This is a genomic window from Ruegeria sp. CH5, from assembly GCF_056537025.1.
The window spans coordinates 429588-443309 of sequence record NZ_JBQFQT010000002.1 but is presented as its reverse complement, the minus strand read 5'-3'; the positions used below and the strand labels follow the sequence as shown (position 1 = coordinate 443309).

Sequence of the window (13722 nt, the reverse complement as noted above, 5' to 3'; positions counted from 1 at the left end):
GTCAGTTGGGCAGGCAGGCCCATTCGGCCACGACCCGCCCCTGCCGCAGTGCCAGAACCGTGCCGAACTGGTTCAAAACCGCTTCACTCTGACTGGGGCGCAGCAAGGCGATATCGCCGGGCTGCGCCCTGGTTGTTTTGGGACCCACCCAGACCTCTTGATTGCTTGAACGCCCGAAAACACCGGAATAGCCGAACCCGTCGGGCCAGACGGGTCTGGCCAGGTAGTGACCACCGGAAATGGCGAGGTTGGACCGGCGCAGGCCGGGCAGGTCGATCCCCGGCACCGGGTTGCGCGGCATGACCTTGAGGATCGGTGTGGCCAGGAACAGGGCGGGCAAAAATGCCTTCGTCGATGCGTGGTCAAAATCCGAAGGTTTCACCAGAACCGACCCAAAGGCGACCTCGGTCGCCGGGGTTCGCGTGGCCGGGTCCTGAAAGGTCAGGCTACCACCGGTGTTCAGGCACAGCCCCTGCGCCCCCTGCCCCAGCGCAGCGACCGCTTGCCCAAAGGCTTTGGCACTGGCTCGCCGCGCGCGGCGTCGGAGCGGCGCAGGCAGTTTGGCCAGATGCACCTCGTACCCCATCACGCCCGACAGTGTGACATGGGCGCGATCCGCGATCCGTGCCGCGACGCCTGCGACCTCATCGGGGGTCAACCCGCCGCGATGCAGGCCCACGTCGATCTCGAGCGACAGGCGCAGGGTTTGGCCCGTGTCAGCGGCAAGCGACAGATATGCGTCCAGCCGCTGTGGCGTGTCGATCAGCCACTGCACCCTTTGGGCGGCGTCGGGATGCGTCTCAAGAATCCGCCGGGCGGCCGCCACCGGCAGCGGCTTGCCCAGCAGGTGGTCGGTGTCCGGCTCGGCGGACAGCAGCGCCGACAGCATGGGTTCGGAAAAGCTCATCAGGCCCGATGTCGGAATCCGGGCGCGGATATGGTCCAGCAGAGGCAGGCACGGCAGAGACTTGGCCACCATCCGTGCCTGCAAGCCGTGGCCCAACCCCGCGCGGGCGGCGTCGCAATTCCCATCGACCCGGTCCAGATCGACGACGGCAACCGGCCGATCGACACCATGATCGCGCAGCGCTTGGGCGAGATGTTCAAGATACTCTGCAGTCATGGGCGGAACATCCGGGCCAGCGCGGGTGTCAGGAACTTGCCCTTTGGGTCCAGCCGTTCACGCAATGCGCTGAAGGCATCGAAATCGGGATAGAGGCGCGACAGATCGGAATAGGTCAGGCTGTGCAACTTGCCCCAATGGGGGCGGCCACCGGCCTGCACAAATTGCGGCTCCATCGCCTCGAAATACCGCAGATGGCCTTCCTTCGCATCGGTGTGGATGGCAACCGATACCCGTGGGCCACCTTGGAAAGGTGAAAGGCAGGCGTCGTCGCCTGCGGTCTGCCGCACCTCGATCGGGAAATAGATGTCGGCGTGGTCACGCTCCAACCGCCGGATCAGTTCGGACAGCACGTCCCGGGCGTTTTCAGGCGGCAGGTGGTATTCCATTTCCTTGAACCGGACGTGCCTGTCGCTGCACAGAACACGCCAGCTTTCGCCGACATAGTCCTCGTCGGATTGGGCCATCGTCAGCAGACGCAGTAGGGCGCGCCGCAAACCGGGGCTGAGCCGACCCGCATTGCGCGCCAGCTTCAGAACCTTGACGGCGATCATGTCCAGATCGCGCGGCGCGCGGGTCTCGGGCGCGTCGGTAATGTCATGTCGGATTTCAACGGTCTTGCCGGTGAAGGGGATGTAGAAGAATTCGAAATTCCGGTTCTCGTCCCAATGCTGGTGCATGCGCTCTAGTGTGTCCTGCAGGTCCGAAAGACGCACCCGGCGGCGCAGGTTGTATTTCGGCACGACATTGATCTGCGCCTCGGTCAGGAGGCCCAGCAACCCCAGCGAGACCTGCACCATGTTCAGCGGAATGTCGTTGGTGGTCAGGGTCTGTCCGTCAGCGCCGATCAGTCGGGCCGAGGTGATCTCGGCAGACAGGCACGGCAGGGTGCGCCCGGTGCCATGGGTCGCCGTGGCCGCCGCGCCGGCCAGAGTTTGCACGTTGATATCACCCAGATTGCGGAAGGCCTTACCGTGCTGGCCCAGGACCGGCGACAGATCGCGCAGCCGGGCATTGGCGTTGACCCAAGCCCGTGCACCTTCGATCTGCGTCACGGCAGGCAGGTCCAAGGCGGTAAGGTCAATGATATGTTGCGCGCCCGGAACCAGCGGGGTGAAGGAATGCCCTGCCCCGACCGGACGCAGGGTTTCGGCCGAGGCGATCAGCTGCTGCAAGTCTTCGGTCGTGGTCGGCCGCTTGGGCCGTATTTGGCTGGTCTGGTTGCCTGCCCAGTTCTGCCACATGGCTGATCCTCCTCCCATCCGGGGCAGAGGATTGCAGTCGGGGCGATAGGGAACAAGCCCGGTTTTCAGGACGTTACGTCGGGAAAGCTGTTATTCGGCGGCAGGCCGCAGGTTGGCGACGCTGTCGAACCAGGCCTCGATGGCGTCCAGATCGGGTTCAAGCGACTGCGCAGAGCCATCGGTGAAATCCACGAACTTGTCACGGTTCAGGCCGTTGACCCCGACCAGCACCGGGATATCCAGCGCCAGCGCCTCGGCGATGACGGGGCGGAACCCGCGGCCATCGGCCTCGTGCTTGCCGAACTTGTTGACGATCAGCAATTGCGGACCGTCGGCCAAAGACGCCGTCACATAGCCCACCGCCTGCTCCAACGCGGCCGGATCCAGCCGGCACCCGCGCGATTGGCGGCCCAGCGATTGCGAGATGCGGATGGTCTTGCCATTCGGCAGCACGCGCAGGTCCATGTCGCATTTGCTGCTGTCGGCGCAATCGGTGTTGGTCTGAACCACACCGGCCAGACGGGCGCCCTTGGCCAGCAGGCGTTCGGCCACCGCGCTCAGCAGGCGGTCGGTTGCGCCGCGATCGGTAGTGGTGACATAGGCCAGGTGCATCGGCAGACCCTTCTGGGTTTCATCTTGTTGTTTTAATTAGCACGCATGGGGCGCCCCTTCCAGCACCAGCATCAAGGCAGCGGAGACACTCCGATCACCGGCGCGTGCAGGTGCAACAGCGCGACATAGGCCAGCCCCGCCACCAACCAGACCCAGGGCCTCGGCCAGGGGCGCGGTAGCCGCAGCGACAGGCGTGCTGTGTTGCGCAACAGGCGCGGCCAATCGGCCCCCATCTCGCGCGCCTTACGCCTGTCGATCAGGGCCATGCCCATCCAGGCGAAACCCGTGAACAGTCCGAACAGAACCACATGCGCCAGGCTGCCATTGGCCAGCAGATGCGCCAGCGCCCACAGCATCATCGCCAGCAAGATCGGGTGGCGGGTGGTGCGCAGGATGCCGGGCTGCTCGGGGTTGAACGGGCGGCGTCCCAGCCCGCCGAAGGAAAACGGGTTGGTCGCCGCCAGCCCGGCCACCGCCAGCCAGCAGACGACGGGCATCACCAGCAGCGGCACCCAGCGCAGGATCGCCAGCTGTGGGATCACCTCGACATAGGGCGCGTTGGCCGCGGCAACGATCAGCCAGGCCAGAACTGCCAGTGACAGTGCCGAATAGACCGCGAAATAGGGCCCGCGCCCCATCAACCCGATCAGCCGGCCACGCACTGCCGGACGCGCCGGAATGGCGTGGCTCAGCAGAAAGATCAGAAGTGCAGCAACAAAAGCGCCCCAACCGGCCATTGTCATCTCCGCCTGTTTTGCGCCCGAGATACCGGGGGAAACGGCCCCGGTCCTTGTCCGAAATCAAGTGTGGTCGGGGGCAGCTGCTCCGCCCCCGATCCAACGTTACAGGCCCAGCGCCTTGCGGCGTTCCTCGGCAAAGCCCTGAACCATGCGGTCGGCGATCAGTGCCAGAATGGCCATCGCCGCCCCGGCCGAAATGCCCAGCCCCACATCCGCCTGCCCCAGCGCCAGATAGATCGACTGGCCCAAACCGGTCGTGCCGATCAGCGCCGCGATCACCAGCATCGCAAAGGCATAGAGGATCGTCTGGTTCAGCCCCAGGAGGATCGTGGGCGCAGCATAAGGCGCACGCACGTCGCGCATGATCTGCCACTCGGTCGCGCCGCTTGAGATCGCGGCCTCCATCATCTCGTCCGGGGTGTTGACCAGCCCGTGACGGGTGTAGCGGATCATCGGCACGATCGCATAGGCGCAGATCGCCAGAAAGGCCGAGAACTCGCCGATCTGGAACACCATCAGCACCGGGATCAGGAACACGAACAACGGGATCGTCTGCAGCATGTCGCAGATCGGGCGTACGATCTTCCAGACCGGCGACCAGACCGCGCTGGCGAGGCCGATCAGCCCGCCGACAACGGCACAGAAGAACACCGCCGCACCGCTGAGATAAAGCGACAGCAGCGCCCTCTCCCACAGGCCCGAGATCAGGATCGTGCTCAGCAGCGCCACCGACAGCGCCGCCAGACGCCAACCGCCCGCCACCCAGCCCAACGCCGCCGCGCCGGTCAGGACGAAGGGCCATGGCAGGTTGGCGATGCCGGTTTCCAGCATGCCGATCAGGATCAGCGTGACCAGACCTCCGGTCAGGTGCCCACGCCATGCCATCAGCAAGGCGATCACCGCACCGGCAGCGAACAGGCCATAGCTCATGGCCGGGGTCCACTGGAACCCCCAGGTAAAGGGCAGAACCGCCTGATCCAGACCGATCCGCAGCGGCAGCAGGACATAGAACATCGAGTTGTTCTTGAGCGAATCCAGCCACGGGCCGTTGTTCTGGGTAAAGGCTGTCAGGCCGCTGTCCACCGCCTCCGCGACCGGATCCAGCAGCGTCAGTTCGGACGGGTTGGGCAGCCGCGCCCAGAACAGCAGCGTGAACAGGACCGCAAAGCCAAGAACCGCCCAGACGACGCGGTTGTCATGGCGATTGCGCTCGGTTGCGAGCGTGCCGCTCATGCGGTCGATCACCACCGCAAAGACAACGATCACCATGCCGGCCAGCAGAGATTCACCGAACTGCGCCTTGCGCATGGTCAGCAGGACCTCCCAGCCGATGTCGTTGAACCCGCCGATGACCGCAGCGATGATCACCATCGACAGGGCCGCCATCAGGCACTGGTTCACACCCACCATGATCTGCGTCGCCGCCGCCGGGATTTCCACCTGGAACAGCTGCTGGAACCGGGTGCCGCCCGACATGATGGCGGCTTCCTTGATCTCGGGCTCCACGCGCTCCAACCCCAGCATCACGTTTCGCGCCATCGGCGGCGCCGCATAGATGGCCGAGGCGATCAGCCCCACCACAGGGCCAAAACCGAACAGCAGGAGCAACGGTGTCAGATAGGCAAAGGTCGGTACCGTCTGCATGATGTCCAATACTGCCTGAACGGCCGATTTCACCCGCGGCACCTCGTTGGCCAGAATGCCGATCGCCCCGCCGACGATCAGCGCAACCGGGACCGAAACGGCCACCAGAGCCAAGGTGTTCATGCTCTCGGCCCAATATCCCGAGGCCAGCACGAAGCTGAGGCCCAGAAAGCCCAGCGCCGCCATGGGCAACCCGCCCAGATACCAGCCGAGTGCCGTCACCAGCCCGATCAGAATCGGCCAGGGCGTATTGCCCAACACGAAGTTGGCCCAGTCCATCGGATAGGCCATCAGGTCGGAAAACAGCCGGGCCGCCGGTTTGATCGCGTTCAGAAACCAGTCGAGGAAGGTTCCCACCCACTGTGTGGCTGGCACTTCCCATGACGCAGGCCATTTGACGAGCCAGGGCGCGTGCGGCTCAAGCGCCAGACACAGCGCGCCCACGATCAGCGTGATCAGGGCCGCCTGCGCTCCGGCTGTCAGGTGCATCCAAGTGGGTGTGGGAACATCGGCGACGACGGTCATGCGTCATCCACCTGCAGGGCTGCGGCCAGATCCGAGGGGTGCACGGTGCCGACGATCGCGCCGGTTTCGTCATGCACCGGCACGGGCTCGTACAATGCCATACAGCGCGCCAGCGCCGCGTCCAATGTCATCTTTGTTGTCAGGCCAGGGTCATCGGGACCGCGCTCGGCCTCGCCCGCTTGCATGACCGAGGCGACTTTGGCGTGCTGGCCCTTGGCCACGTCCTTTGAGAACTCGCGCACATAGTCGTCAACGGGGCGCAGAACGATATCCGTCGGCGTGCCGATCTGCACAATCTTGCCGTCCCGCATGATTGCGATGCGGTCCGCCAGCTTTAGCGCTTCTTGAATATCATGCGTGATGAAGACGATGGATTTCTTCAGCGTCGCCTGAATGCGCAGGAATTCGTCCTGCAGCTGCCGCCGGATCAACGGGTCCAAGGCCGAAAACGGCTCGTCCAAGAACCAGATGTCGGGGTTCACTGCCAAAGACCGGGCGATGCCCACGCGCTGACGCTGACCGCCCGAAAGTTGCCGGGGAAAGCTGTCCTCGCGGCCCTCAAGCCCTACCAGCGAAATGACTTCCTGCGCACGGGCCAGACGTTCTTTGCGGCCCACACCCTGCACGCGTAGCGGATAGGCGACGTTCTCGGCCACCGTCATGTGCGGGAACAGTCCGAAATGTTGGAACACCATGCCCAGTTTCTTGCGGCGCAGTTCGGTCAGCTGCTTCTTCGGGGCACCCATCACGTTGTCGCCGTCGATGCGGATCTCGCCACCCGTTCCGGGCAACAGTTGCGAGATGCAACGGATCAGGGTCGACTTGCCGGACCCCGACAGACCCATGATGACGAACAATTCACCATCGCGGACTTCGAAATTTGCATCCTGAACAGCCGGGATGAACCCCTGTTCGCGCAAATTGGCGGCGGCCTTGTCGGCGTCGTTCCCTGACCGAGACAACGCGTCGGTCAGGGCTTTTTCTGCGCCTTGGCCAAAAACCTGCCAGAGAGACTGGCAGGCAATGGCTGGCGTATTCGCGTCAGTCACTTAGGTGGCTCACTTCGTTGCCGCGTCCACGACCGGACGCCACTTGTCTTCGTTGTCCGCCATCCAGGCCGCGACAACCTCTTCGACCTTGCCGCCGTCGACATCGATCGCCCCCATCATCGGCTGCTGGTCTTCGACCGCCAGTTGATAGTTGTTCAGGATTTCATACGCGGCAGGCCACTTGTCCGCCAGACCGCTCCACCCGGCTTTGAAGATGCGCGAGGGCGAGAAATCGCAGTCATTGACGGCATTGGGGTTTGGCCCCCAGGCCGGATCGTTGAAGCAAGCGTCTTCACCCGGCGGCAACTCAACGAATTTCACATCATAGGCCGACATGGCCCAATGCGGTTGCCAGAAGGTGATCAGCAGAGGCGATTTGCGTTCGGTCGAAGCGCGTAGTTCGGCAATCAGCGCGCCCTCGGACCCGGCAGGAATAGCCTTGAACGGCAGTTCAAGCCCGACCATGCGGTCTGCCCCGGGCGTACCCCAGTCAGCCGGATAGTCGACCAGACGTCCCATCGGCAGGGTCTCGGCCGTCGCAAAATTCTGTGCGCAGTCCTTCAGCGCTTCCCACGCGGGCAGGCCCGGGCAAAGGTCGGCGACATGGGCCGGATATGCGATGCCTTCCTTCGCATCGAGGCCAAGGTCGCCGATTTCGACCACGGTGCCCTCTTCGATTTTCTTGGCGTATTCGTCCGACACGTTCGACGACCAGATCTCGAGCGTGGCGTCGATGTCTCCGTCGGCCAGCGCCTGGAACTGGTTCAACATGCCCGCGGTGACGAATTCGACCTGGTAACCGGCGGCCTTGAGCATCTCTGCAGCGACATGAGTGGTGACGTGTTGGCCCGTCCACTCGTTGATCGCCAGTTTGATCGGCTCGTCCACCGCGCCCATGTCAGCCGCGTGCGCGGCGCCAGCGACCATGATCGCCAGAAGGCTTACATTCAGTTTTTTCATGGATTTTCTCCCTGTTTCTTTGTTTTGCCCACCCCGGCGGAAACGTGCCCGCCGGCTGACTTGTCTAACGACAATACCATGTCGCAACATGCACAAATTTGGCCGGAAAAGGAAAGCGAACAGTTCGCGTCATTCCCAATAAACGGCCTTGGTACCGCATTTCATTCCCCTTGCGCCCTCGTGTCGTGGGGCGGCTTGCCCGAGGTTTCGCGGACCGGACATTGATTGACGAGTCAATCACAAACCCAATTGGGGTCGTTTGTCGAGTATTTCTTGTGGCGATGGGGCAAATTCCTGATTTTCCGACTGTTTTGCCCAAATGGCAGACCATACTCGGCCGCCGCCCTTGCATTTAGTGGAACAAATTGGCAACATTTGGCGCGAAGGGAGCTTTGCGATGCACCATTTCGATGAGATCTATGGGCTGGCGGCCGACCGGCACGGCGGACAACACGCGCTTGAAGACAAACTGTCCAAGCCCAAATCCGCAGAGGAATTGGCCACCCTGCCAGAGGATCGGTGGCTTTCGACAATCACAAAATGCATCTTTCAGGCTGGGTTCAATTGGAAGGTCATCGAGGCCAAGTGGGACGGTTTCGAGGCGGCCTTTGACGGGTTCGACGTCGGGCGCTGCGCCTTCATGGATGATGAGAAATTCGACGCGCTGTTGCAGGACACGCGCATCGTGCGCAACGGCACCAAGATCGCCACCGTGCGCGACAACGCAGCGTTTCTTCTGGAACTCCGCACGGAAGGCGGTGCCGGCAAAGTGTTGGGCGGCTGGCCATCGACCGACTATGTCGGACTTTTGGACATGCTCGCAATACGTGGTTCTCGGTTGGGCGGGGCTTCAGCCCAGTATGCGATGCGCTTTGCCGGAAGAGACAGCTTTATCCTGTCACGCGACGTAACCGCCCGTTTGATCGCCGAAGGCGTCATAGACAAGCCAGCCACCTCCAAGAAAGCGATGGCTGCGGTGCAGGACGCCTTCAACATCTGGATGCATCAATCCGGCAGGTCGTTGACCGAAATCAGCCGGGTGCTTGCGATGAGCCTCTAGAATCGCTTGCGACCGAACCACAGCGGGCTAGGGTTTGGTCATGGTCCGGTTGGTTTCGATCCTGCTCTTTCTTGCTCTGTTGTCCTGCGGTCGTCCTCTGACCGAGAACGAGCGCGCCTTTGCAAGCAAGGTTCAAGGTGAAACGCTGGATCTTGACCGGGTTCGGCTGGTCGAGGGCGCGCCGGTCGCCTCCATCACCTACGAACGAAAAGCCAGACCGAGGCTGGCTTGCCGCGAGCGTATCCTGCCGCCGGTCAAGGACGAGATCGTAACCGGAAAACCGGCGGCGATCGCGCTGTTCAACCGGGTATACTTCACCAAGGACTGGTATCTTGACGACTACATGGCGCAGTACCCCGACCAGATGAACCTGGTGGCCGCCATGATCTTTGCCCATGAACTAACCCATGTCTGGCAATGGCAGAACAGGAAAACCACCGGCTATCACCCGTTGCGGGCGGCTGCCGAACATGGTGGCCGCAAGGATCCTTACCTGTTCGATCTGGATAACTCGGCCGATTTTCTGGACTACGGGTTTGAACAGCAGGGCGCCATCGTCGAGGAATATGTCTGCTGCCGCGCATTGGATCCGGACGCCCCGCGGACCCAGCGTTTGCATGACATGCTGGCCAAGCATTTCGACCCGGAAAAACTGCCGGGTGCCCGGCGAGAAAGCGACGTGGTTATCCCTTGGAGCGGTGCCAAGGTGGAAGGCATCTGCCGCTGAGGTTCACATGCCTTGCAAGGTCTTTAGATACGCGACCAGATCGGCAATCGGCTTGCTTGTCAGGATCGGCTGGCCGGCATCTGTCTTGATGGCGGTGTCCTGTCCTTCGAAATATGGCCCGTAGACCGGCATCGGACTGCCATGGCTGACCAGAGGATCACGGCCGTCTATCCGCTGCACCACACGCGCGGTCGGAAATTTTCCGCCCGCGTCCCCAAGCGTCTTCAGATTGGTCGGTTGGATCAACAGCACGCCGGCCATTGGTCCATGTCCAGTCGCATCCAGTCCATGACAGGTGGCGCAGTGGTGCAGGTAAAGCTGCTCCCCAGCTTCGGCATCCTGGGCTGCAGCACCTGTGGCGGCAATCGCACCTGCCATGGCCAAGGCCGTAAACGTCAACAGTTTCATTGCGTTCCTCCGTTCTAACGCCAAAAGCAGGGTTGCCCGAACCGTCACGACCCGCAATGATCCAGATCAACGAAATCGGCTAAGGGGTCCGGGCCATGACACATTATGCAGCCATCATGCTCGCCGCCGGGATCGGAGTTCCGATTCTCGCCGCGCTGAATGCGGCGCTCGGAAAACTGATCGGCTCGCCCACCACCGCTGCGGTCATCCTGTTTGCCGTGGCGTTTGGATCTTCGGCGCTGGTGATGCTGCTGTTCCCCGGAACACAAGCTTTGGCAAAGGTTGCGCAGACCCCGAAACATCTGCTGTTGGGTGGGGTTCTGATTGCCTTCTACGTGCTATCCATTACCCACGTCGCACCGCATTTCGGCGTCGGCAACGCGGTGTTCTTCGTGCTGTTGGGGCAGTTGATCAGCACCGCGGCCATCGACCATTTCGGCCTTTTCGGCGCGCAGGTCACACCGCTGACCCTGATGCGCGCCGGCGGGATCGCGGTGATGGCCGTAGGCGTCGCGATCACTCAGCTGGCCTGAGCACACCCCCATCCAGCCGCAGCATCCGGTCCATACGCGCCGCAAGGTCAAGGTTGTGCGTGGCAATCAACGCCGACAGGCCGGACTCGCGCACCAAATCCATCAGCGCGGCAAAGACCTGATCCGAGGTACCCGGGTCCAGATTCCCTGTTGGCTCGTCCGCCAGCAGGACACGCGGTTCATTGGCTAGGGCCCGGCAGAAGGCCACCCGCTGCTGCTCGCCCCCCGACAAAGCTGCCGGGCGGTGGTCGGCACGTTCGGCGACGCCGACACGTCCCAGCAGATCCATCGCGCGGGCCTTGGCCGCCCTGTCGGACACCCCGTTGGCCAATTGCGGAAGCACGACATTTTCCAGCGCGGTGAATTCCGGCAGCAGGTGATGAAACTGATAGACAAAACCCACATCCCGCCGACGCATCGCGGTGCGGGTGCGGTCGCCCTTGCCGGTCGCGTCCTGACCGCCGATTTCGACCGTCCCGGAATCCGGTGTATCCAGCAGACCGGCGATATGCAGAAGGGTCGACTTGCCCGCCCCCGAGGGCGCCACAAGAGCTACCGCCTCGCCCGCGCGCAGCTCCAGATCGGCGCCGCGCAGCACCTGCACCTCGGCGGGCGTGCCTTTCAGATAGGTCTTGGTCAGGCCGGTCAGACGCAAGGTGACATCATTCATATCGCAGCGCCTCGACCGGGTTCAGCCGTGCCGCACGGCGGGCCGGGAAATAGGTGACGAAGAAGGACAGACCCAGCGACAGCCCAACCGCCTTGAGCACGTCCGACAGGTGCAGCTCGGCCGGCAAGGCATAGATGCCGCGGATCGCCGGATCCCAGACGCCGCCGCCCATCAAGTAGTTCACGAAAGAGAAGATCGGGTCGATATAGAGTGCGAACAGACACCCCAGGATGACGCCCATTGCGGTGCCGATGATCCCGGTGAACGCCCCGCAGATGAAAAACACCCGCAGGATCGACCCCTCGCTGAGGCCGATGGTGCGCAGAATACCGATGTCGCGCCCCTTGTTCTTGACCAGCATGATCAGGCCCGAGACGATGTTCATCGCGGCGATCAGCACGAGGATCGACAGGATGATGAACATCACGTTGTCCTCGACCTCGAGCGCACGCAGAAAGCCGCCTGACGCATCCTGCCATGTCCAGATCTGCGACCGTTCACCCGCCGCCTCAAGGATGGGGATCAGGATGGGGTTCAGGTCCTCCGGGCGATCGACCATCACCTCGATCTCATCGGCGACACCTTCGCGGTTGAAAAAGCTCTGCGCCTCGGAAAACGGCATGTAGACGCGGGTGCGATCGATGTCATAGCGCCCGGCCGAAAACACATAGACGACTTCATAGGCATTCACGCGGGGCGAGGTGCCAAAGGCGGTCTTGACCCCGTTGGGCGAGGTCAGCTTGACCCGATCCCCCACCGTTGCACCGATGGCGCGGGCCACGCCCGAGCCGATGGCGATCCCCTCCTCGAACCGGGACAGGTCGCCGTAAGCCTGATCGCTTTCGGCAATACCGGGCAGGCTGTAGAGGTCATCGGGGCGGATGCCAAATATCTCGACCCCGCTGCTGCGGTCGCGGTTGGTGATCAGGACCTGCCCCTTGACCAGCGGAGCGGCGCGCTGAACACCCGGCACCTGCGCGATGCGTTCGGCCATGGCGTCGTATTCAACGATGGTGCGATCAACCTGCCCTTGCGCGCCCAGTTCGCCGGCCGAGTAGACTGTTACATGAGCGTTGGCCCCAAGAATGGTGCCCACGAATTCGGACCGGAACCCTGACCGGACCGCCAGCGTGGCGATCAGCGCGAACACGGCCAGCGTGATCCCGATCAACGAGATCCAGGTCATCACGCTTACACCGCCTTCGGCACGCCGGGCGCGCAGATAGCGCCAGGCGATCTTCCATTCGAATGCGGCAAAGGGCGGGGGTGTTCTGGCCATTCCTGCTCCGGCAAATCTGTGGTGGGGACATTTTCGGGATTTGGCTGAATGGTCAAGCCGGTTCTGGATGCGCGCGCCCGTTCAACCGGCCAGCGACGCAGTTGCATTCAGCACAGACTGGGTCGTCTCACGATCACTGATCCCTCGCCGTGCCAAGGCCTCGAACAAGCGATCTCGGGTTTCAGGCGTCAGCATGGAAACCGCCCGGTTGTGCAGACCAAGGCTCAACAGTTCCGGTTCGTCGATCCTGGCGATCAGGTCTTCCAGCTTCTGTTGCGAATAGGTCGGCCACAGCCCCAGCGCGGTACTGGGTGCGTCCTCGAACCACGGGCGCAAAGCCAGATCCGACCGGAGGCAAAACGCATTTAGCAGCATGAATTCCGAGGGTCTCCGGCGCGACCCGAAGAGCGACTGCACCGATCCGTAGCGTTCGTTGATCTCGTCCAACATCTCCAGCACCAACAACCTACGCACCGGGAACGGCGTCGAAAACGTCGTGGTCTTCAACGCCTCAAGATCCGGGACCGTGACGTGCAAAGCGTCCAGGCTCTGATGCAGCCAGTTGCGGTGAAAGTCGCTTTTGACCGAAATGAACGGAAGCCGGGCGGCTCCGCCATCCGAAAAGAACTCTGCCTCAGCGAAAGACCGCAGAAACAGGTTTTTGGTGTCCAGGATAACCATCTGCTCCGCCTCGGCGATCCGTGCGGCACCCAGCTTGAGCACCTGCTGCGTGCGGTATCCGTTGTTGCCGCGCCAGCCCCCCTTTCGCACGAAAGGGATACGGTGCCGTCCTTCAATCAGAAGCCGGTCGCCTAGTGAACGCCGGGTGCATTGACCTGCCCCAAGCAGAATTTCATCGCCCCCGACGACCCGAACCTTGGATTGCAAAGGACCATAAGCCGCCAATATGGGCTCGATACGCGCCCGCAATGTGGTTTCGTCCACGTCGTTCAGGACAACATGGATGGAAGCAACCTTGGCCGGATCAGCAAATCGCGCAAAAGAACGCGCCTGCAACTCGAGCAGCGGGTAATCCTTGGAATACACTATCGTGGCAAAACTCAGCACGGTCGGGTTGCCTTTCATAATCACTTGGCGCCGCTGTATCAGCTTCTCGACCGGCCGCCAAATCCGCTTTGCCGTGTTGC

At 62.6% G+C, this 13722-nt stretch carries 14 protein-coding genes; 3 read left to right on the top strand and 11 right to left on the bottom strand.

Annotated features, from left to right (window positions below; genetic code table 11):
* Position 1: 1 nt before the first annotated feature.
* From ACR0JC_RS09565 to ACR0JC_RS09535, 7 genes are all read right to left on the bottom strand, one after another.
* Positions 2-1123, bottom strand: a complete 1122-nt coding sequence (locus ACR0JC_RS09565; RefSeq protein WP_170340850.1) for an alanine racemase — start codon at positions 1121-1123, stop codon at positions 2-4.
* A complete protein-coding gene (locus ACR0JC_RS09560) occupies positions 1120-2367 on the bottom strand; it encodes a D-arabinono-1,4-lactone oxidase (RefSeq protein WP_170340848.1) in 1248 nt (415 codons plus the stop codon). The genes ACR0JC_RS09565 and ACR0JC_RS09560 overlap by 4 nt, the downstream gene beginning before the upstream one ends.
* A gap of 90 nt (positions 2368-2457) precedes the next feature.
* A complete protein-coding gene (locus ACR0JC_RS09555; RefSeq protein ID WP_170340846.1) occupies positions 2458-2979 on the bottom strand; it encodes a DUF2478 domain-containing protein in 522 nt (173 codons plus the stop codon).
* Positions 2980-3050: 71 nt separating this feature from the next.
* On the bottom strand, positions 3051-3716 hold the full coding sequence (locus ACR0JC_RS09550; protein WP_170340844.1) for an NnrU family protein: 666 nt from the start codon (positions 3714-3716) through the stop codon (positions 3051-3053).
* A 105-nt stretch (positions 3717-3821) separates the two neighbouring features.
* Complete coding sequence (locus ACR0JC_RS09545) at positions 3822-5888, bottom strand: ABC transporter permease (protein ID WP_254430753.1); 2067 nt, start codon at positions 5886-5888, stop codon at positions 3822-3824.
* Positions 5885-6937, bottom strand: a complete 1053-nt coding sequence (locus tag ACR0JC_RS09540; protein ID WP_170340842.1) for a betaine/proline/choline family ABC transporter ATP-binding protein — start codon at positions 6935-6937, stop codon at positions 5885-5887. The genes ACR0JC_RS09545 and ACR0JC_RS09540 overlap by 4 nt, the downstream gene beginning before the upstream one ends.
* Positions 6938-6946: 9 nt before the next feature.
* Positions 6947-7897 carry an ABC transporter substrate-binding protein gene (locus ACR0JC_RS09535; RefSeq protein WP_170340840.1) on the bottom strand — a complete coding sequence of 317 codons (951 nt, stop codon included), beginning with the start codon at positions 7895-7897 and terminating at the stop codon, positions 6947-6949.
* Between the two features lie 397 nt (positions 7898-8294).
* Here ACR0JC_RS09535 and ACR0JC_RS09530 point away from each other — a divergent pair, with 397 nt between their 5' ends.
* Positions 8295-8957, top strand: a complete 663-nt coding sequence (locus ACR0JC_RS09530) for a DNA-3-methyladenine glycosylase I (protein ID WP_170340838.1) — start codon at positions 8295-8297, stop codon at positions 8955-8957.
* A 40-nt stretch (positions 8958-8997) separates the two neighbouring features.
* Positions 8998-9684 carry a hypothetical protein gene (locus ACR0JC_RS09525; protein ID WP_170340836.1) on the top strand — a complete coding sequence of 229 codons (687 nt, stop codon included), beginning with the start codon at positions 8998-9000 and terminating at the stop codon, positions 9682-9684.
* A gap of 3 nt (positions 9685-9687) precedes the next feature.
* On the opposite strand, the gene ACR0JC_RS09520 is transcribed toward ACR0JC_RS09525, so the two are convergent.
* On the bottom strand, positions 9688-10092 hold the full coding sequence (locus ACR0JC_RS09520) for a c-type cytochrome (RefSeq protein ID WP_170340833.1): 405 nt from the start codon (positions 10090-10092) through the stop codon (positions 9688-9690).
* A 95-nt stretch (positions 10093-10187) separates the two neighbouring features.
* Between ACR0JC_RS09520 and ACR0JC_RS09515 the strand changes: the two genes are divergently transcribed.
* Positions 10188-10625 (top strand): DMT family transporter, encoded by a 438-nt coding sequence (locus ACR0JC_RS09515; protein WP_170340233.1) that lies wholly within the window; start codon positions 10188-10190, stop codon positions 10623-10625.
* On the opposite strand, the gene ACR0JC_RS09510 is transcribed toward ACR0JC_RS09515, so the two are convergent.
* The 3 genes from ACR0JC_RS09510 to ACR0JC_RS09500 form a co-directional block, all read right to left on the bottom strand.
* Positions 10609-11295: an ABC transporter ATP-binding protein gene (locus tag ACR0JC_RS09510; RefSeq protein WP_170340830.1), complete on the bottom strand. Its 687-nt coding sequence runs from the start codon at positions 11293-11295 to the stop codon at positions 10609-10611. The genes ACR0JC_RS09515 and ACR0JC_RS09510 overlap by 17 nt on opposite strands.
* Entirely contained in the window at positions 11288-12574 is a 1287-nt protein-coding gene (locus ACR0JC_RS09505) for a lipoprotein-releasing ABC transporter permease subunit (RefSeq protein WP_170340828.1), read from the bottom strand. The genes ACR0JC_RS09510 and ACR0JC_RS09505 overlap by 8 nt, the downstream gene beginning before the upstream one ends.
* Before the next feature lie 81 nt (positions 12575-12655).
* Positions 12656-13660, bottom strand: a complete 1005-nt coding sequence (locus ACR0JC_RS09500) for a DUF6492 family protein (RefSeq protein WP_217361079.1) — start codon at positions 13658-13660, stop codon at positions 12656-12658.
* Between the last annotated feature and the right edge of the window lie 62 nt (positions 13661-13722).

What these genes read in the sequence shown, in the direction of transcription:
- ACR0JC_RS09515 (WP_170340233.1), top strand. Translation starts at nt 10,188, where the DNA reads ATGACACATTATGCAGCCATCATGCTCGCCGCCGGGATCGGAGTTCCG.
- ACR0JC_RS09520 (WP_170340833.1), bottom strand. Translation starts at nt 10,092, where the DNA reads ATGAAACTGTTGACGTTTACGGCCTTGGCCATGGCAGGTGCGATTGCC.
- ACR0JC_RS09560 (WP_170340848.1), bottom strand. Translation starts at nt 2,367, where the DNA reads ATGTGGCAGAACTGGGCAGGCAACCAGACCAGCCAAATACGGCCCAAG.
- ACR0JC_RS09555 (WP_170340846.1), bottom strand. Translation starts at nt 2,979, where the DNA reads ATGCACCTGGCCTATGTCACCACTACCGATCGCGGCGCAACCGACCGC.
- ACR0JC_RS09530 (WP_170340838.1), top strand. Translation starts at nt 8,295, where the DNA reads ATGCACCATTTCGATGAGATCTATGGGCTGGCGGCCGACCGGCACGGC.
- ACR0JC_RS09525 (WP_170340836.1), top strand. Translation starts at nt 8,998, where the DNA reads ATGGTCCGGTTGGTTTCGATCCTGCTCTTTCTTGCTCTGTTGTCCTGC.
- ACR0JC_RS09535 (WP_170340840.1), bottom strand. Translation starts at nt 7,897, where the DNA reads ATGAAAAAACTGAATGTAAGCCTTCTGGCGATCATGGTCGCTGGCGCC.
- ACR0JC_RS09510 (WP_170340830.1), bottom strand. Translation starts at nt 11,295, where the DNA reads ATGAATGATGTCACCTTGCGTCTGACCGGCCTGACCAAGACCTATCTG.
- ACR0JC_RS09545 (WP_254430753.1), bottom strand. Translation starts at nt 5,888, where the DNA reads ATGACCGTCGTCGCCGATGTTCCCACACCCACTTGGATGCACCTGACA.
- ACR0JC_RS09550 (WP_170340844.1), bottom strand. Translation starts at nt 3,716, where the DNA reads ATGGCCGGTTGGGGCGCTTTTGTTGCTGCACTTCTGATCTTTCTGCTG.
- ACR0JC_RS09565 (WP_170340850.1), bottom strand. Translation starts at nt 1,123, where the DNA reads ATGACTGCAGAGTATCTTGAACATCTCGCCCAAGCGCTGCGCGATCAT.
- ACR0JC_RS09500 (WP_217361079.1), bottom strand. Translation starts at nt 13,660, where the DNA reads ATGAAAGGCAACCCGACCGTGCTGAGTTTTGCCACGATAGTGTATTCC.
- ACR0JC_RS09505 (WP_170340828.1), bottom strand. Translation starts at nt 12,574, where the DNA reads ATGGCCAGAACACCCCCGCCCTTTGCCGCATTCGAATGGAAGATCGCC.